Source organism: Dickeya sp. ws52, from assembly GCF_007210685.1.
In the GTDB taxonomy this organism is placed as follows: domain Bacteria; phylum Pseudomonadota; class Gammaproteobacteria; order Enterobacterales; family Enterobacteriaceae; genus Dickeya; species Dickeya chrysanthemi.
In genome coordinates this window covers 1-14,286 of the sequence record NZ_SZVX01000032.1, presented here as the reverse complement: position 1 = coordinate 14,286, position 14,286 = coordinate 1, and the positions used below count along the sequence as shown (strand labels likewise).

General features: G+C 53.5%; 10 protein-coding genes and 1 pseudogene. All 11 read right to left on the bottom strand.

Features of this window, described 5'->3' with window-relative positions:
• Positions 1-24: 24 nt before the first annotated feature.
• A complete protein-coding gene (locus tag FDP13_RS20645; protein WP_143840317.1) occupies positions 25-1,122 on the bottom strand; it encodes a DUF1176 domain-containing protein in 1,098 nt (365 codons plus the stop codon).
• Positions 1,123-1,165: 43 nt separating this feature from the next.
• Positions 1,166-1,603 (bottom strand): hypothetical protein, encoded by a 438-nt coding sequence (locus FDP13_RS20640; RefSeq protein WP_234424455.1) that lies wholly within the window; start codon positions 1,601-1,603, stop codon positions 1,166-1,168.
• Positions 1,604-1,814: 211 nt separating this feature from the next.
• Positions 1,815-6,038 (bottom strand): DNA-directed RNA polymerase subunit beta', encoded by a 4,224-nt coding sequence (rpoC, locus tag FDP13_RS20635; protein ID WP_143840316.1) that lies wholly within the window; start codon positions 6,036-6,038, stop codon positions 1,815-1,817.
• 104 nt (positions 6,039-6,142) lie between these two features.
• Positions 6,143-10,171: a DNA-directed RNA polymerase subunit beta gene (rpoB, locus tag FDP13_RS20630; RefSeq protein ID WP_015848187.1), complete on the bottom strand. Its 4,029-nt coding sequence runs from the start codon at positions 10,169-10,171 to the stop codon at positions 6,143-6,145.
• Between the two features lie 324 nt (positions 10,172-10,495).
• On the bottom strand, positions 10,496-10,861 hold the full coding sequence (gene rplL, locus FDP13_RS20625; RefSeq protein WP_012882963.1) for a 50S ribosomal protein L7/L12: 366 nt from the start codon (positions 10,859-10,861) through the stop codon (positions 10,496-10,498).
• Between the two features lie 66 nt (positions 10,862-10,927).
• A complete protein-coding gene (gene rplJ / locus FDP13_RS20620) occupies positions 10,928-11,425 on the bottom strand; it encodes a 50S ribosomal protein L10 (RefSeq protein ID WP_012882962.1) in 498 nt (165 codons plus the stop codon).
• Between the two features lie 335 nt (positions 11,426-11,760).
• The gene (gene rplA / locus FDP13_RS20615) at positions 11,761-12,465 is read right to left on the bottom strand and encodes a 50S ribosomal protein L1 (RefSeq protein WP_033577822.1); all 705 of its coding nucleotides are present in this window, start codon (positions 12,463-12,465) and stop codon (positions 11,761-11,763) included.
• Positions 12,466-12,468: 3 nt separating this feature from the next.
• Positions 12,469-12,897 carry a 50S ribosomal protein L11 gene (gene rplK / locus FDP13_RS20610; protein WP_012882960.1) on the bottom strand — a complete coding sequence of 143 codons (429 nt, stop codon included), beginning with the start codon at positions 12,895-12,897 and terminating at the stop codon, positions 12,469-12,471.
• A 147-nt stretch (positions 12,898-13,044) separates the two neighbouring features.
• Entirely contained in the window at positions 13,045-13,590 is a 546-nt protein-coding gene (nusG, locus tag FDP13_RS20605) for a transcription termination/antitermination protein NusG (RefSeq protein ID WP_015848189.1), read from the bottom strand.
• A 1-nt stretch (position 13,591) separates the two neighbouring features.
• A complete protein-coding gene (gene secE / locus FDP13_RS20600) occupies positions 13,592-13,975 on the bottom strand; it encodes a preprotein translocase subunit SecE (protein WP_015848190.1) in 384 nt (127 codons plus the stop codon).
• Positions 13,976-14,210: 235 nt separating this feature from the next.
• A pseudogene (locus FDP13_RS20590) lies at positions 14,211-14,286 on the bottom strand (elongation factor Tu); the annotation flags it as partial.

The following is a 14,286-nucleotide window of genomic DNA, read 5'->3' as shown; positions in this document are numbered from 1 at the left end:
CCCGCACAACAACATCGTGTCGGGCTACTCGGTTGGGTAGCCCGGCATCGCCCACACAGAAGGCCAATCTCCCGGCTGCCCGCCGTTACACTCCGGCTGATAATTGTAAGCCACAAGCTGGAAAGTTTTACCGTCAAATACCCACTGCGCGCTTTCACCACAGTCGGCGATACCTCGCCCCTTGGCGGAGTGATATAACATGCCGGTTTCCGGGTCATAATCCACTTCGGTAAACCAGCGGATTTTTTCTTCACGGCTTTCCACCGTACGAATGGGCCTGGGTAATTCCAGCAACTGCGCCGCCTGCGGGTTATTGCGCGGCGTAACAAACAGCATACTGGAGGATTGATAAGCCCCCATGCCGCAATTCAACATCACCAGTGCCAGCTCATTGGTCAGCGGTTCAGCCTCACTCAGCTGTCGGGCTTCTTTACTCAGCCCGCAGTCTTCCTCTTCCAGCAAAGTTTTTTTAGCGTTAACAACGCCGTTAATCAGCGCCTTGGCGTTCGTCAGCGGCGGCGGTTGAGTATAGGCGGGGCTGATTTCCTGTCCCACCGGCACCGACGGCACCTGCGTCACATCACCATTGCCGACCTGCAACAACGCGCTACGGTTATTCAAGCGCCCTTGTCGCTCATCCGCCAGCAATAACGCTGCATTCAGGCCGTTAAGCGAGATGGATTCTTCCTGATTATTACTCTGATTGCCGCCATGTTCTGACAGCGACAACCGTTTGGCATTTTTGGCCGCCAGCGCAAACTGCTGGATGACATCTAACTGGTCGGTATGGACGTAAAATGCCCCCTCCTCCTCGTCTGTCTGCCAGGCAGGCTGCGCCAGCGGGAAACGGACGCCATCCAGATACAGCGCCTGACGTTTATCCGCCAGATCGAAGTCCAATGAGATTTTCCCCTGAGCGCCCGCTTCACGTTTTAGCGTTACGCGTAGATACGGGTCATTATTTCTGATATCGCAATCATTCAGGTTATTACAGGTTACCTGCCAGTGCCTGAACACCTTCTGCACCGGAACCGGGTAACCGGAAGGCATCTCGCCAGCGCTGAATGCACTGCCGGACAGCAAAACCAGAATGATGCCTGAAAGCGCTGTGTTAAATCGCATCGGACATTCCTTATGAAACTGCCATGCTGATGTTATAACGCAATTATGTCTTTTCCCCGCATCCAAAAAAACGCTGAAAGCGTTTTTTAACGTCGCCTGCGACGGCCCGCAGGGTGAGTTCCACCGTCGGGGGGAACGAATCACAAAACGCTGAAAGCGTTTTCAGACTGCTGACAAACGCATTAACTACAGGATGAAGCATCTTTCCGGCGTCAAAAACTGCGCTGAGGTAGGCGGCTTCGCCGGGTGAGCCGCATGGACGCGGCGAAAGCCCGTGCCGTGTTGGGAACACGTCACGGGCGGCCCGAACCGCGAAGGCGAACGCCGAAGGTAGCGCGTAGCGCCGCAGTTTAGCCACCAGCCAGTGGTCAAGGAGAGGTGGCGCTTGCACCTCTCCTTGTCGTGCGTGCAATGAAGCTGCAAAGAAATTACACCGTTTATCCCGCACGAAATTATTCACTGACCGGACAAACTTCACCATTCACAAGACAATATAGCTGTTTGTCAACAGCCTCAAAACGCTGAAAGCGTTTTTTAACGTCGCTTGCGACAGCCCGGTCGACTGAATGTCGCATCGAGCTATTGTGAAACAATCACGGACACGAATAAAAGCTTCCGGTATGAAATAAGAATATAAAAAAACCGCACCTTATCGCTAAGGTACGGTTTTTTATTATCGGTGAAAGTGACGATTATTCGTCGTCGCTACCACCCAGACCTGCATTCAGCAGCTCAGCCAGGTTGGCAGAGGCTTCTTCGGCGCTCACCTGTGGTGTAACCGGCTGCTCGCCCGCCTGACGGCGACGCATACGGTCCTGATGATACGCATAACCCGTACCAGCCGGGATCAGTCGACCCACGATGACGTTCTCTTTCAGGCCACGCAGCTCATCACGTTTACCGGCAACCGCCGCTTCCGTCAGTACGCGAGTCGTTTCCTGGAACGACGCCGCGGAAATGAAGGACTCGGTAGCCAGAGACGCTTTGGTGATACCCAGCAGGTCGCGGCTGTAAGTTGCCGAGATCTTGCCGTCCGCTTCCAACTGACGATTGGCGATCTTGATGCGCGACATTTCTACCTGCTCGCCTTCCAGGAACTCGGAGCTACCCGGATTGACGATGGTACCTTTACGCAGCATCTGACGAACGATAACTTCGATGTGTTTATCGTTAATCTTAACGCCCTGCAAGCGGTAAACTTCCTGCACTTCGTTGGTGATGTAACGGGTTACCGCGTGTACACCACGCAAGCGCAGAATGTCATGCGGAGATTCCGGACCGTCGGAAATCACATCGCCGCGTTCCACACGCTCACCTTCGAACACGTTGAGCTGACGCCATTTCGGAATCATCTCTTCGTACGGTTCGCTGCCATCAACCGGCGTGATCACCAGACGACGTTTGCCTTTGGTTTCTTTACCGAAGGACACCACGCCGCTGACTTCCGCCAGAATTGCCGGCTCTTTCGGACGACGGGCTTCGAACAGGTCGGCAACGCGCGGCAGACCACCGGTAATATCCTTGGTACCGCCGGATTCCTGCGGAATACGCGCCAAGGTGTCACCCGCACCGATCTGTGCACCGTCTTCCAACTGAACAATTGCTTTGCCCGGCAGGAAGTACTGTGCCGGCATGTCGGTGCCCGGGATCAGTACATCGTTGCCGTTGGCGTCAACGATTTTCAGCGCCGGACGCAGGTCTTTACCGCCACCGGTACGTTCCGCACTGTCCAGAACCACGATGGAAGACAGGCCGGTCAGTTCGTCGGTCTGACGTGTAATCGTCTGGCCGTCGATCATGTCGGTAAAGCGAATGCTACCGCCCACTTCGGTGATAACCGGCATGGTATGCGGATCCCAGTTCGCGACGGTTTCACCGCCCGCGACATCGTCACCGTTACCTTTCGCCATCACCGCACCGTAAGGCACTTTATAGCTTTCTTTGGTACGGCCGAATTCGTCGATCAGTTTCAGCTCGGTATTACGCGAGGTGATGACCAGCTTACCGGCGTTGTTCATAACGAACTTGGCATTGCTCAGTCGCAACGTACCCTTGTTTTTCACCTGAATGCTGGACTCGGCTGCCGCACGCGATGCCGCACCACCGATGTGGAACGTACGCATCGTCAGCTGTGTACCCGGCTCACCGATGGACTGTGCCGCGATAACCCCGATAGCCTCACCTTTGTTGATGATGTGGCCACGCGCCAGGTCACGACCATAGCACTTGGCGCACACGCCGAAGTCGGTTTCACAACCAACCACGGAGCGCACTTTCACGGCATCAACCGAGTTTTCTTCTAACAGGTCACACCATTTCTCGTTCAGCAGGGTATTACGCGGAACCAGAATGTCGGCCGTACCCGGTTTCAGCACGTCTTCTGCCGTCACACGGCCCAGCACGCGCTCACGCAGCGGCTCTTTCACGTCGCCGCCTTCGATAACCGGCGTCATCATGATGCCTTCGTGGGTGCCGCAATCGTCTTCGGTGACAACCAAGTCCTGCGCCACGTCAACCAGACGACGGGTCAGATAACCGGAGTTCGCGGTTTTCAGTGCGGTATCCGCCAGACCTTTACGCGCACCGTGCGTGGAGATGAAGTACTGGAGTACGTTCAGACCTTCACGGAAGTTCGCGGTGATCGGCGTTTCGATGATGGAGCCATCCGGCTTCGCCATCAGACCACGCATCCCCGCCAGCTGACGAATCTGTGCCGCAGAACCACGCGCACCGGAGTCGGCCATCATAAAGATGCTGTTGAAGGACACCTGTTTCTCTTCTTCGCCGTTACGGTTGATAACGGTTTCGGTAGAGAGGTTTTCCATCATCGCTTTGGCCACGCGCTCGTTCGCCGCAGCCCAGATATCGATAACTTTGTTGTAGCGTTCGCCCGCGGTTACCAGACCAGACTGGAACTGCTCCTGAATCTCGGCGACTTCGGCTTCCGCTTCGCTGATGATTTCCACTTTCTTCGCCGGGATCACCATATCGTCGATACCAACGGAAGAACCGGAACGCGCCGCGTAAGCAAAACCGGTGTACATGATCTGGTCGGCGAAAATAACCGTCGGCTTCAGACCCAACACGCGGTAGCAGGTGTTCAGCATCTTGGAGATTGCTTTCTTACCCAACGCCTGGTTGACGATGGAATAAGGCAGACCTTTCGGCACGATCATCCACAGAATCGCACGACCTACGGTAGTGTCGATCAGGCTGGTTTTCTGCGTCCACTCGCCCTGCGCATTCTTCTGATGCTCGGTAATACGCACTTTTACCCGCGCATGAAGCGAAGCCAGACCCGCACGATAAATACGCTCTGCTTCTTTCGGACCGGTCAGCACCATGCCTTCGCCTTTGGCGTTAACACAGTCACGGGTCATGTAGTACAGACCCAACACCACGTCCTGAGACGGAACGATGATCGGCTCACCGTTCGCCGGCGACAGAATGTTGTTGGTGGACATCATCAGCGCACGCGCTTCGAGCTGGGCTTCCAGCGTCAGCGGTACGTGAACAGCCATCTGGTCGCCGTCGAAGTCGGCGTTATAGGCCGCACACACCAATGGGTGCAACTGAATCGCTTTACCTTCGATCAGAACCGGTTCGAACGCCTGAATACCCAAACGGTGCAGCGTCGGCGCACGGTTCAGCAGTACCGGGTGTTCGCGGATAACTTCATCCAGGATATCCCATACTACCGCTTCTTCGCGTTCTACCATCTTCTTGGCCGCTTTGATGGTGGTAGCAAGACCACGCAGTTCCAGCTTGCCGTAGATGAACGGTTTGAACAGTTCCAGCGCCATTTTCTTCGGCAGACCGCACTGATGCAGACGCAGGTACGGACCTACGGTGATAACAGAACGACCGGAGTAGTCCACACGCTTACCGAGCAGGTTCTGACGGAAACGACCCTGCTTACCTTTGATCATATCGGCCAAAGATTTCAGCGGACGCTTGTTAGAACCGGTGATGGCACGACCGCGACGGCCGTTATCCAGCAGCGCATCGACCGCTTCCTGCAACATACGTTTTTCGTTACGTACGATGATATCGGGCGCAGCCAGATCCAACAGACGTTTCAAACGGTTGTTACGGTTGATCACGCGGCGATACAGATCGTTCAGATCGGAAGTCGCGAAACGGCCGCCATCCAGCGGAACCAGCGGACGCAGGTCCGGCGGCAGCACCGGCAGCACGGTCAGGATCATCCACTCCGGCTTGTTGCCGGACTGTACGAACGCTTCCAGCAGCTTGATGCGCTTGGTCAGTTTCTTACGTTTGGTCTCGGAGTTGGTTTCGTTCAGCTCTTCGCGCAGCTGTTCGCATTCCTGCTCCAGATCCATATTCTTCAGCAGAGCCTGGATAGCCTCGGCGCCCATTTTGGCGTCGAATTCGTCACCGAACTCTTCCAGCGCATCCAGATACTGCTCTTCGGTCAGGATCTGACGGCGTTCCAGGTTGGTCATCCCACCTTCGACCACCACGTAAGATTCAAAATACAGTACACGTTCGATATCGCGCAGCGGCATATCCAGCAGCAGGCCGATACGGGACGGCAGAGATTTCAGGAACCAGATGTGAGCGGTCGGAGAGGCCAGCTCGATGTGGCCCATGCGCTCACGACGCACTTTAGTCTGGGTCACTTCAACGCCGCACTTCTCGCAAATTACGCCACGGTGTTTCAGGCGCTTGTACTTACCGCACAAGCACTCATAGTCTTTTACCGGCCCGAAGATACGGGCACAGAACAGACCGTCACGTTCCGGTTTGAACGTACGGTAGTTAATGGTTTCTGGCTTTTTCACTTCACCAAAAGACCAGGAACGGATCATGTCTGGCGAGGCCAGAGCAATTTTGATCGCATCAAACTCTTCGGTTTTAGTTTGCGCTTTCAGAAACTTTAATAAGTCTTTCACGGATTGGCTCCTGTCGGAGTTAGACCTGTCAGGCACCTGAACCCTGCCGTTAACACAGCTCAGGTGCCCCTGTAACGAATGCTCGCAGCGCTATCGGGCCGGGATTACTCTTCTTCCAGCTCGATGTTGATACCCAGGGAGCGGATTTCTTTCAACAATACGTTGAAGGACTCCGGCATACCCGGTTCCATCCGGTGATCGCCATCCACGATGTTCTTATACATCTTGGTACGGCCGTTCACGTCATCGGATTTCACCGTCAGCATTTCCTGCAGGGTATAGGCTGCGCCGTAAGCTTCCAGCGCCCACACTTCCATCTCACCGAAGCGCTGACCACCGAACTGCGCCTTACCACCCAACGGCTGTTGGGTAACCAAGCTGTAAGAGCCGGTAGAACGGGCATGCATCTTGTCATCCACCAAGTGGTTCAGTTTCAGCATGTACATGTAGCCCACGGTAACCGGACGCTCGAACTGCTCGCCAGTACGGCCGTCGAACAACGTAATCTGACCGGAAGTCGGCAGATCGCCGAGTTTCAGCAACTCTTTGATCTCGTTTTCCTTGGCACCGTCGAACACCGGCGTGGCGATCGGCATACCTTTCTTCAGATTTTCCGCCAGACGCAGCACTTCTTCATCGCTGAAGGTGTTCAGGTCGACTTTCTGGCGTACATCGTTACCCAGGTCATAAGCGCGCTGGATGAACTCACGCAGTTTGGCCACTTCCTGATGCTGCTTGAGCATGGCGTTGATTTTGTCGCCGATGCCTTTCGCCGCCATACCCAGGTGGGTTTCCAGAATCTGACCGATGTTCATACGTGACGGTACGCCCAGCGGGTTCAGTACGATGTCGACCGGCGTGCCGTTCTCGTCGTAAGGCATATCTTCGATCGGGTTGATCTTGGAGATAACACCCTTGTTACCGTGGCGACCTGCCATCTTGTCACCCGGCTGGATCTGACGTTTAACCGCCAGATACACCTTAACGATCTTCAGCACGCCCGGCGCCAGATCATCACCCTGGGTGATTTTGCGGCGTTTAGCTTCGAGTTTCTTCTCGAATTCGTGTTTCAGCTCGTCGTACTGCTCAGCCAACTGCTCCAGCTGATTCTGCTTCTCTTCGTCGGTCAGACCCAGCTCCAGCCAACGCTCACGCGGCAGCTTGTCCAGTTTGTCGGCTTCGACGCCACCGGCAACCAGCACATCATGGATACGGGCAAACAGACCGGCTTCCAGAATCTGCAGTTCTTCAGTCAGGTCTTTCTTGGCCTGCTTAAGCTGCATTTCTTCGATTTCCAACGCACGCTTGTCTTTTTCCACGCCATCGCGGGTAAAGACCTGCACGTCGATAACCGTACCGGAAACGCCGTTCGGCACACGCAGAGAAGAGTCTTTCACGTCAGACGCCTTCTCACCGAAGATCGCACGCAGCAGTTTCTCTTCCGGCGTCAGCTGAGTTTCGCCTTTCGGCGTCACTTTACCGACCAGAATGTCGCCACCGGTCACTTCCGCACCGATGTAAACGATACCGGATTCATCCAGCTTGGAGAGCGCTGCTTCACCCACGTTCGGGATGTCGGCGGTGATCTCTTCCGGCCCCAGCTTGGTGTCGCGAGACACGCACGCCAGTTCCTGAATGTGGATGGTAGTAAAACGGTCTTCCTGTACTACACGCTCGGAAACGAGGATGGAGTCTTCGAAGTTGTAACCGTTCCACGGCATGAACGCCACGCGCATGTTCTGACCGAGCGCCAGTTCGCCGAGGTCGGTAGACGGGCCGTCAGCCAGCACGTCGCCGCGCTCAACCGGCTCACCCAGCGACACACACGGCATCTGGTTGATACAGGTGTTCTGGTTGGAACGGGTATATTTGGTCAGGTTGTAGATATCGATGCCCGCTTCGCCCGGATACATCTCTTCTTCGTTAACTTTGATAACGATACGAGAAGCATCGACGTACTGCACGGTACCGCCGCGTTTAGCAACCGCGGTTACACCGGAGTCAACGGCAACAGCACGTTCCATACCCGTACCAACCAGCGGCTTGTCGGCACGCAGGGTCGGCACGGCCTGACGTTGCATGTTCGCACCCATCAGGGCGCGGTTGGCGTCATCGTGTTCCAGGAACGGGATCAGAGAGGCGCCCACGGAGACCACCTGTTGGGTGGAAACGTCCATGTAGTCAACCTGATCGCGGCTGAACAAGCTGGATTCGCCTTTGCTACGGCAGGTGACCAATTCATCGATGAAGTGGCCTTCGTCATCCAGGTTGGTGTTCGCCTGGGCAATAACGTAGTTGCCTTCTTCGATCGCCGACAGGTAATGAATTTCGTCGGTTACCACGCCATCGCGTACACGGCGGTACGGGGTTTCCAGGAAACCATACTCGTTAGTCTGTGCATACACGGACAGCGAGTTGATCAGACCGATGTTCGGACCTTCCGGCGTTTCGATAGGACATACACGACCGTAGTGAGTCGGGTGTACGTCACGCACTTCAAAGCCGGCGCGCTCACGCGTCAGACCGCCTGGGCCCAATGCGGAGATACGGCGTTTGTGCGTAATCTCGGACAGCGGGTTGTTCTGGTCCATAAACTGAGACAGCTGGCTGGAACCGAAGAACTCTTTCACCGCTGCGGAAATCGGCTTGGCGTTGATCATGTCCTGCGGCATCAGCGTGTCCAGGTCGCCCAGAGACAGACGCTCTTTCACCGCACGCTCAACACGCACCAGACCAACGCGGAATTGGTTTTCCGCCATTTCACCGACAGAACGGATACGACGGTTACCCAGATGGTCGATATCGTCGACTTCACCCTTACCGTTACGGATATCGATGAGTTTTTTCATCACATCGATAATGTCTGCCTTGCTCAGAATGCCGGAGCCTTCAATTTCTTCGCGCAGCAGAGAACGGTTGAACTTCATACGGCCAACCGCGGACAGATCGTAACGATCTTCAGAGAAGAACAGATTTTCGAACAGAGTCTCAGCGGCTTCGCGTGTCGGCGGCTCGCCAGGACGCATCATGCGGTAGATCTCAACCAGCGCGCTCAAGCGATCGTTGGTCGGATCGACACGCACGGTCTCGGACATGTACGGGCCGTGATCCAGATCGTTGGTGAACAGCGTGTCAATACGCTTGTGACCAGCCTGACTCAGTTTGGCCAGCAGATCCAGCGACAGTTCCATGTTCGCCATCGCGATCACTTCACCGGTGCTTTCATCCACATAGTCTTTCGCCAGCACTTTGCCTGCGATGTATTCAACCGGTACTTCAATACGTTCGATACCGTCTTTTTCCAACTGACGGATATGGCGCGCAGTGATGCGGCGGCCTTTCTCAACGTAAACTTTGCCGTCGGCTTCAATGTCGAACGAGGCGGTTTCACCGCGCAGACGTTCAGGCACCAGTTCCATCTGCAGCTTGTTGTTGTGGATTTCATACACCACTTTATCGAAGAACAGATCCAGAATTTCTTCGGTGGAGTAATTCAAGGCACGCAGAATGATGGTAGCCGGCAGTTTACGGCGACGGTCGATACGGACAAACAGGTTGTCTTTCGGGTCGAATTCAAAGTCCAGCCAGGAACCACGGTAAGGAATGATACGTGCGTTATACAGCACCTTACCGGAAGAGTGGGTTTTACCCTTATCGCTGTCAAAGAAGACGCCAGGACTACGATGCAACTGAGAAACGATAACACGCTCAGTACCATTGATAACAAAGGTACCGTTGTCGGTCATGAGCGGAATCTCGCCCATGTACACTTCTTGTTCTTTGATGTCTTTAACGGTGCCTTCCGGCGCTTCGCGCTCGTAGATCACCAGACGCAGCTTCACGCGCAATGGCGCAGAGAAGGTCACACCGCGGATTTGACACTCTTGTACGTCAAATACCGGCTCACCCAGGCGATAACTCACGTACTGCAGCTCGGAATTACCGCTGTAACTTGAGATAGGGAATACGGAACGGAATGCAGCTTCCAGACCATACTGACCTTCCGGATCTTGCTCGATAAACTTCTGGAACGAGTCAAGCTGGATAGAAAGGAGATATGGGATATCCAACACTTGCGGACGTTTCCCAAAATCCTTACGAATGCGTTTTTTCTCGGTATAGGAGTAAACCATAGGGTTCCTCAGCTCGCTGACAAGTCGACCCACTTTGTCCGCCCTGATAAGGACGGTTCATGCAACACTATTTATGTCGATCGGAAAGTGGAACACATTCCGCAATACCTGTTTCTATCACTCTTAAATCATTTCATTGCGCTTTACACAGGGCGAGCGGCTCTGGCGCAGTATATTAAGTCGTCGATAGAAACAAACATTGATGGGAAACCGGCAGTCAAACAGTGTGAAACACTACCGGCGCCCTACAGCGCAAAAAGGCTGGTGACCAAAAAGTCACCAGCCATCAGCCTAACGAATCAGGCTGCAACCGGAAGGGTTGGCTTATTTAACTTCAACTTCAGCGCCAGCTTCTTCCAGAGATTTCTTCAGAGCTTCAGCGTCATCTTTGCTCACGCCTTCTTTCAGGGCAGCCGGAGCAGATTCAACCAGATCTTTAGCTTCTTTCAGGCCCAGACCAGTTGCGCCACGAACAGCCTTGATAACGGCAACTTTGTTAGCGCCGACAGCTTTCAGGATAACGTCGAACTCGGTTTTCTCTTCAGCAGCTTCAGCCGGAGCAGCAGCTACAGCAACAGCGGCAGCAGCAGAAACGCCGAATTTTTCTTCCATTGCAGAGATCAGCTCAACAACGTCCATTACAGACATAGCGGCTACTGCTTCAATGATTTGATCTTTAGTGATAGACATGACAATTGTTCCTAACAATCAGAAAAAGTTTATACGTTAGCAAATGCGATAACAGGAAAAGTGCGATTAAGCAGCTTCTTTCTGATCGCGAACAGCAGCCAGAGTGCGGACCAGTTTGCCTGCAGAGGCTTCTTTCATGGTCGCCATCAGGCGTGCAATTGCTTCTTCGTAAGTCGGCAGAGTAGCCAGACGGTCAATTTGAGCCGCCGGAATCAACTCACCTTCAAAGGCTGCCGCTTTGACCTCAAATTTTGCATTCGCTTTCGCGAACTCTTTGAACAGACGAGCAGCTGCGCCCGGGTGTTCCATCGAGTATGCAATCAGGGTCGGACCAACAAACGTGTCTTTCAGGCATTCGAACTGAGTGCCTTCAACGACGCGGCGCAGCAAGGTGTTGCGAACAACACGCATGTATACGCCAGCTTCACGACCTGCTTTACGCAGTTCAGTCATTTTATCTACGGTAACGCCGCGGGAATCCGCAACTACCGCAGACAGCGCGCCTTTGGCAACTTCGCTGACTTCAGCAACAATCGCTTGTTTGTCTTGAAGATTTAATGCCATTAGCTTTTGCTCCTGGATTTAGCCGGAAAAAATTTCCGGAACTCACTTCACCCGCCACCAACTTAGTAGACAGGCGTTAAAACACGGTGAGCAGAATCCAGCAGACTATTCTTTAAAAAAGGATAAAAATGTCTTTAAAAAAGAATAAAAATGTTCTTTAGGCTCTGTCACCGTCTACGCAGGAAAATTAAGTTTCTAACGAAACACCTGCGGTCTTGGACGGAGGCCTGGATAGGCCAGGCTCCAACCGAAAAATCGTCTCTTGTTCATTTACAGAACAACGGGCGTAAGATTATAAAGAAATCCTTCGCCCGCGTAAAGAGGAACAAAAGCTATCAGTTTGCGACTGCGTTCAGGCCGCTCTGATCGATGGCAACGCCAGCACCCATGGTGGTGGAGAGGCTAACTTTCTTGATGTACACGCCTTTTGCCTGAGCCGGTTTAGCTTTTTTCAGCGCAACCAGCAGAGCTTCCAGGTTTTCTTTCAGTTTGTCAGCGTCGAAATCAACCTTACCGATGGTGCTATGGATGATACCGTTCTTGTCGTTACGGTAACGCACCTGACCGGCCTTGGCGTTTTTCACTGCTTCGGCTACGTTCGGGGTTACAGTACCCACTTTCGGGTTCGGCATCAGACCACGCGGACCGAGGATCTGGCCCAGTTGACCAACAACGCGCATTGCATCCGGAGAAGCAATAACGACGTCGAAGTTCATCTCGCCTTTCTTGATCTGCTCAGCCAGGTCATCCATGCCTACCAGGTCAGCGCCGGCAGCTTTTGCCGCTTCAGCGTTAGCGCCCTGAGTAAACACAGCTACGCGAACAGTACGACCAGTACCGTGCGGCAGTACGGTTGCACCACGAACGTTCTGATCAGATTTACGTGCATCGATGCCCAGGTTTACGGCAACGTCAACACTTTCAACAAATTTAGCAGTGGCCAGCTCTTTTAGCAGGGCAACGGCTTCGTTGATGTCATACTGTTTGGTTACATCAACTTTTTCACGGATCACGCGCATGCGCTTGGTCAGCTTAGCCATTTCTTAGTCCTCCACTACCAGGCCCATGGAACGAGCAGTACCTTCGATGGAACGCGCCATGGCTTCCACGTTGGCACCCGTCATGTCCGCCGCTTTGGTCTGAGCGATTTCCAGAACCTGAGCACGGGTCACTTTACCGACTTTGTCTTTGTTCGGTTTACCGGAACCAGACTTGATACCAGCCGCTTTTTTCAGCAGTACAGATGCCGGCGGAGTTTTGGTAACGAAGGTGAAAGAACGGTCGGCGTAAACGGTGATAACAACAGGAATCGGCAAACCTTTTTCCAGGCTTTCTGTTTTAGCATTGAATGCCTTACAGAATTCCATGATGTTAACACCCTGCTGACCCAGAGCCGGACCGACTGGCGGGCTCGGGTTAGCCATACCAGCTGCAACCTGCAGCTTGACGTAGGCTTGTACTTTCTTGGCCATTTAGCTTTCCTCTAATGGGTAATAACGCTTCACAAAGAAGCTCCCCGCGATTTATAAACATGTTATGCGTCTGACGACACATAAAACAAAGGCGCGAAATTGTAGGTCAATTTCGCGCCGGATACAAGTATCGAATTCAGGCAATAATCAGCCTTTTTCCACCTGGCTGAAATCCAGCTCGACAGGCGTTGCACGACCAAAGATGGATACAGAAACCTTCAAGCGGCTTTTCTCGTAATCGACTTCTTCCACCACACCGTTGAAATCGGCAAACGGGCCATCGTTGACGCGCACCATTTCACCCGGTTCGAACAGGGTTTTCGGCCGCGGCTTATCACCGACCTGCTGCAGACGATTCATAATCGCATCGACTTCTTTATCGCTGATCGGTGCAGGGCGATCGGACGTTCCGCCGATGAATCCCATGACACGTGGTACGCTGCGAACTAAATGCCAGCTGGCATCATCCATCACCATCTGTACCAGCACATAACCAGGGAAGAATTTGCGCTCGCTTTTACGACGCTGGCCGCCACGAATTTCAACCACCTCTTCGGTCGGAACCATGACCTCACCAAAGTGGTCTTCCATGTTATGGAGTTTGATATGTTCACGCAGAGACTGTGCTACGCGACCTTCAAAGCCAGAAAACGCCTGAACGACGTACCAACGTTTCTTTGGAGCTTCAGACATCTTAGAACCTCAGGCCAGTAATAAACGATACCAGACGCACCAGAATGCCATCCAGTCCCCACAAAATCAGCGACATAACGGCGGTTACAGCAGCAACGATCAGAGTGGTGTGCAACGTTTCCTGCCGGGTCGGCCAGATCACCTTGCGAACTTCGGTACGAGCTTCACGCGCAAACAACACCGTTGCCTTGCCCTTCGTCGTCAGCAATGCTACGCCGCCTGCAGCGACGATTAAAACAACCACAGCCAACGCACGCAGCGGCAAACTGAATTCACGGTAGTAATAGTTACCTACAATTGCCGCGATCAGTAATACTGCAACAACCAGCCATTTCAGCGCCTCAAGACCACGCCCGCTCTCCTGAGCTTCGGTATTCGCACTCATAAACCAACCTGTCACTAGATTCAGACAAATAATTTTGCCCTGCCGTAAGGGCAAACCAGACCGGAAAGTGTTCTTAAAATCAAGCTATCCGGGACTCACACCGCTTACACAGAGCCTATCTCACCAATGATTATACTGCACAATCGCTGATGAGATAGGTTCTACGACGACAGCGTAGAAAAAGGGCATCAAATGATGCCCTTTTACCGCATGTTGCGTCAAATTTTATCAGCAATTAAGCGATAACTTTGGCAACCACGCCGGCGCCTACAGTACGGCCGCCTTCACGGATTGCGAAACGCAGACCGTCG

Excerpts from the sequence above, each read along its gene's own strand:
- FDP13_RS20645 (WP_143840317.1), bottom strand. The coding sequence starts at position 1,122 with ATGCGATTTAACACAGCGCTTTCAGGCATCATTCTGGTTTTGCTGTCC.
- FDP13_RS20640 (WP_234424455.1), bottom strand. The coding sequence starts at position 1,603 with ATGGTGAAGTTTGTCCGGTCAGTGAATAATTTCGTGCGGGATAAACGG.
- rpoB (WP_015848187.1), bottom strand. The coding sequence starts at position 10,171 with ATGGTTTACTCCTATACCGAGAAAAAACGCATTCGTAAGGATTTTGGG.
- rplL (WP_012882963.1), bottom strand. The coding sequence starts at position 10,861 with ATGTCTATCACTAAAGATCAAATCATTGAAGCAGTAGCCGCTATGTCT.
- rplJ (WP_012882962.1), bottom strand. The coding sequence starts at position 11,425 with ATGGCATTAAATCTTCAAGACAAACAAGCGATTGTTGCTGAAGTCAGC.
- rplA (WP_033577822.1), bottom strand. The coding sequence starts at position 12,465 with ATGGCTAAGCTGACCAAGCGCATGCGCGTGATCCGTGAAAAAGTTGAT.
- rplK (WP_012882960.1), bottom strand. The coding sequence starts at position 12,897 with ATGGCCAAGAAAGTACAAGCCTACGTCAAGCTGCAGGTTGCAGCTGGT.
- nusG (WP_015848189.1), bottom strand. The coding sequence starts at position 13,590 with ATGTCTGAAGCTCCAAAGAAACGTTGGTACGTCGTTCAGGCGTTTTCT.
- secE (WP_015848190.1), bottom strand. The coding sequence starts at position 13,975 with ATGAGTGCGAATACCGAAGCTCAGGAGAGCGGGCGTGGTCTTGAGGCG.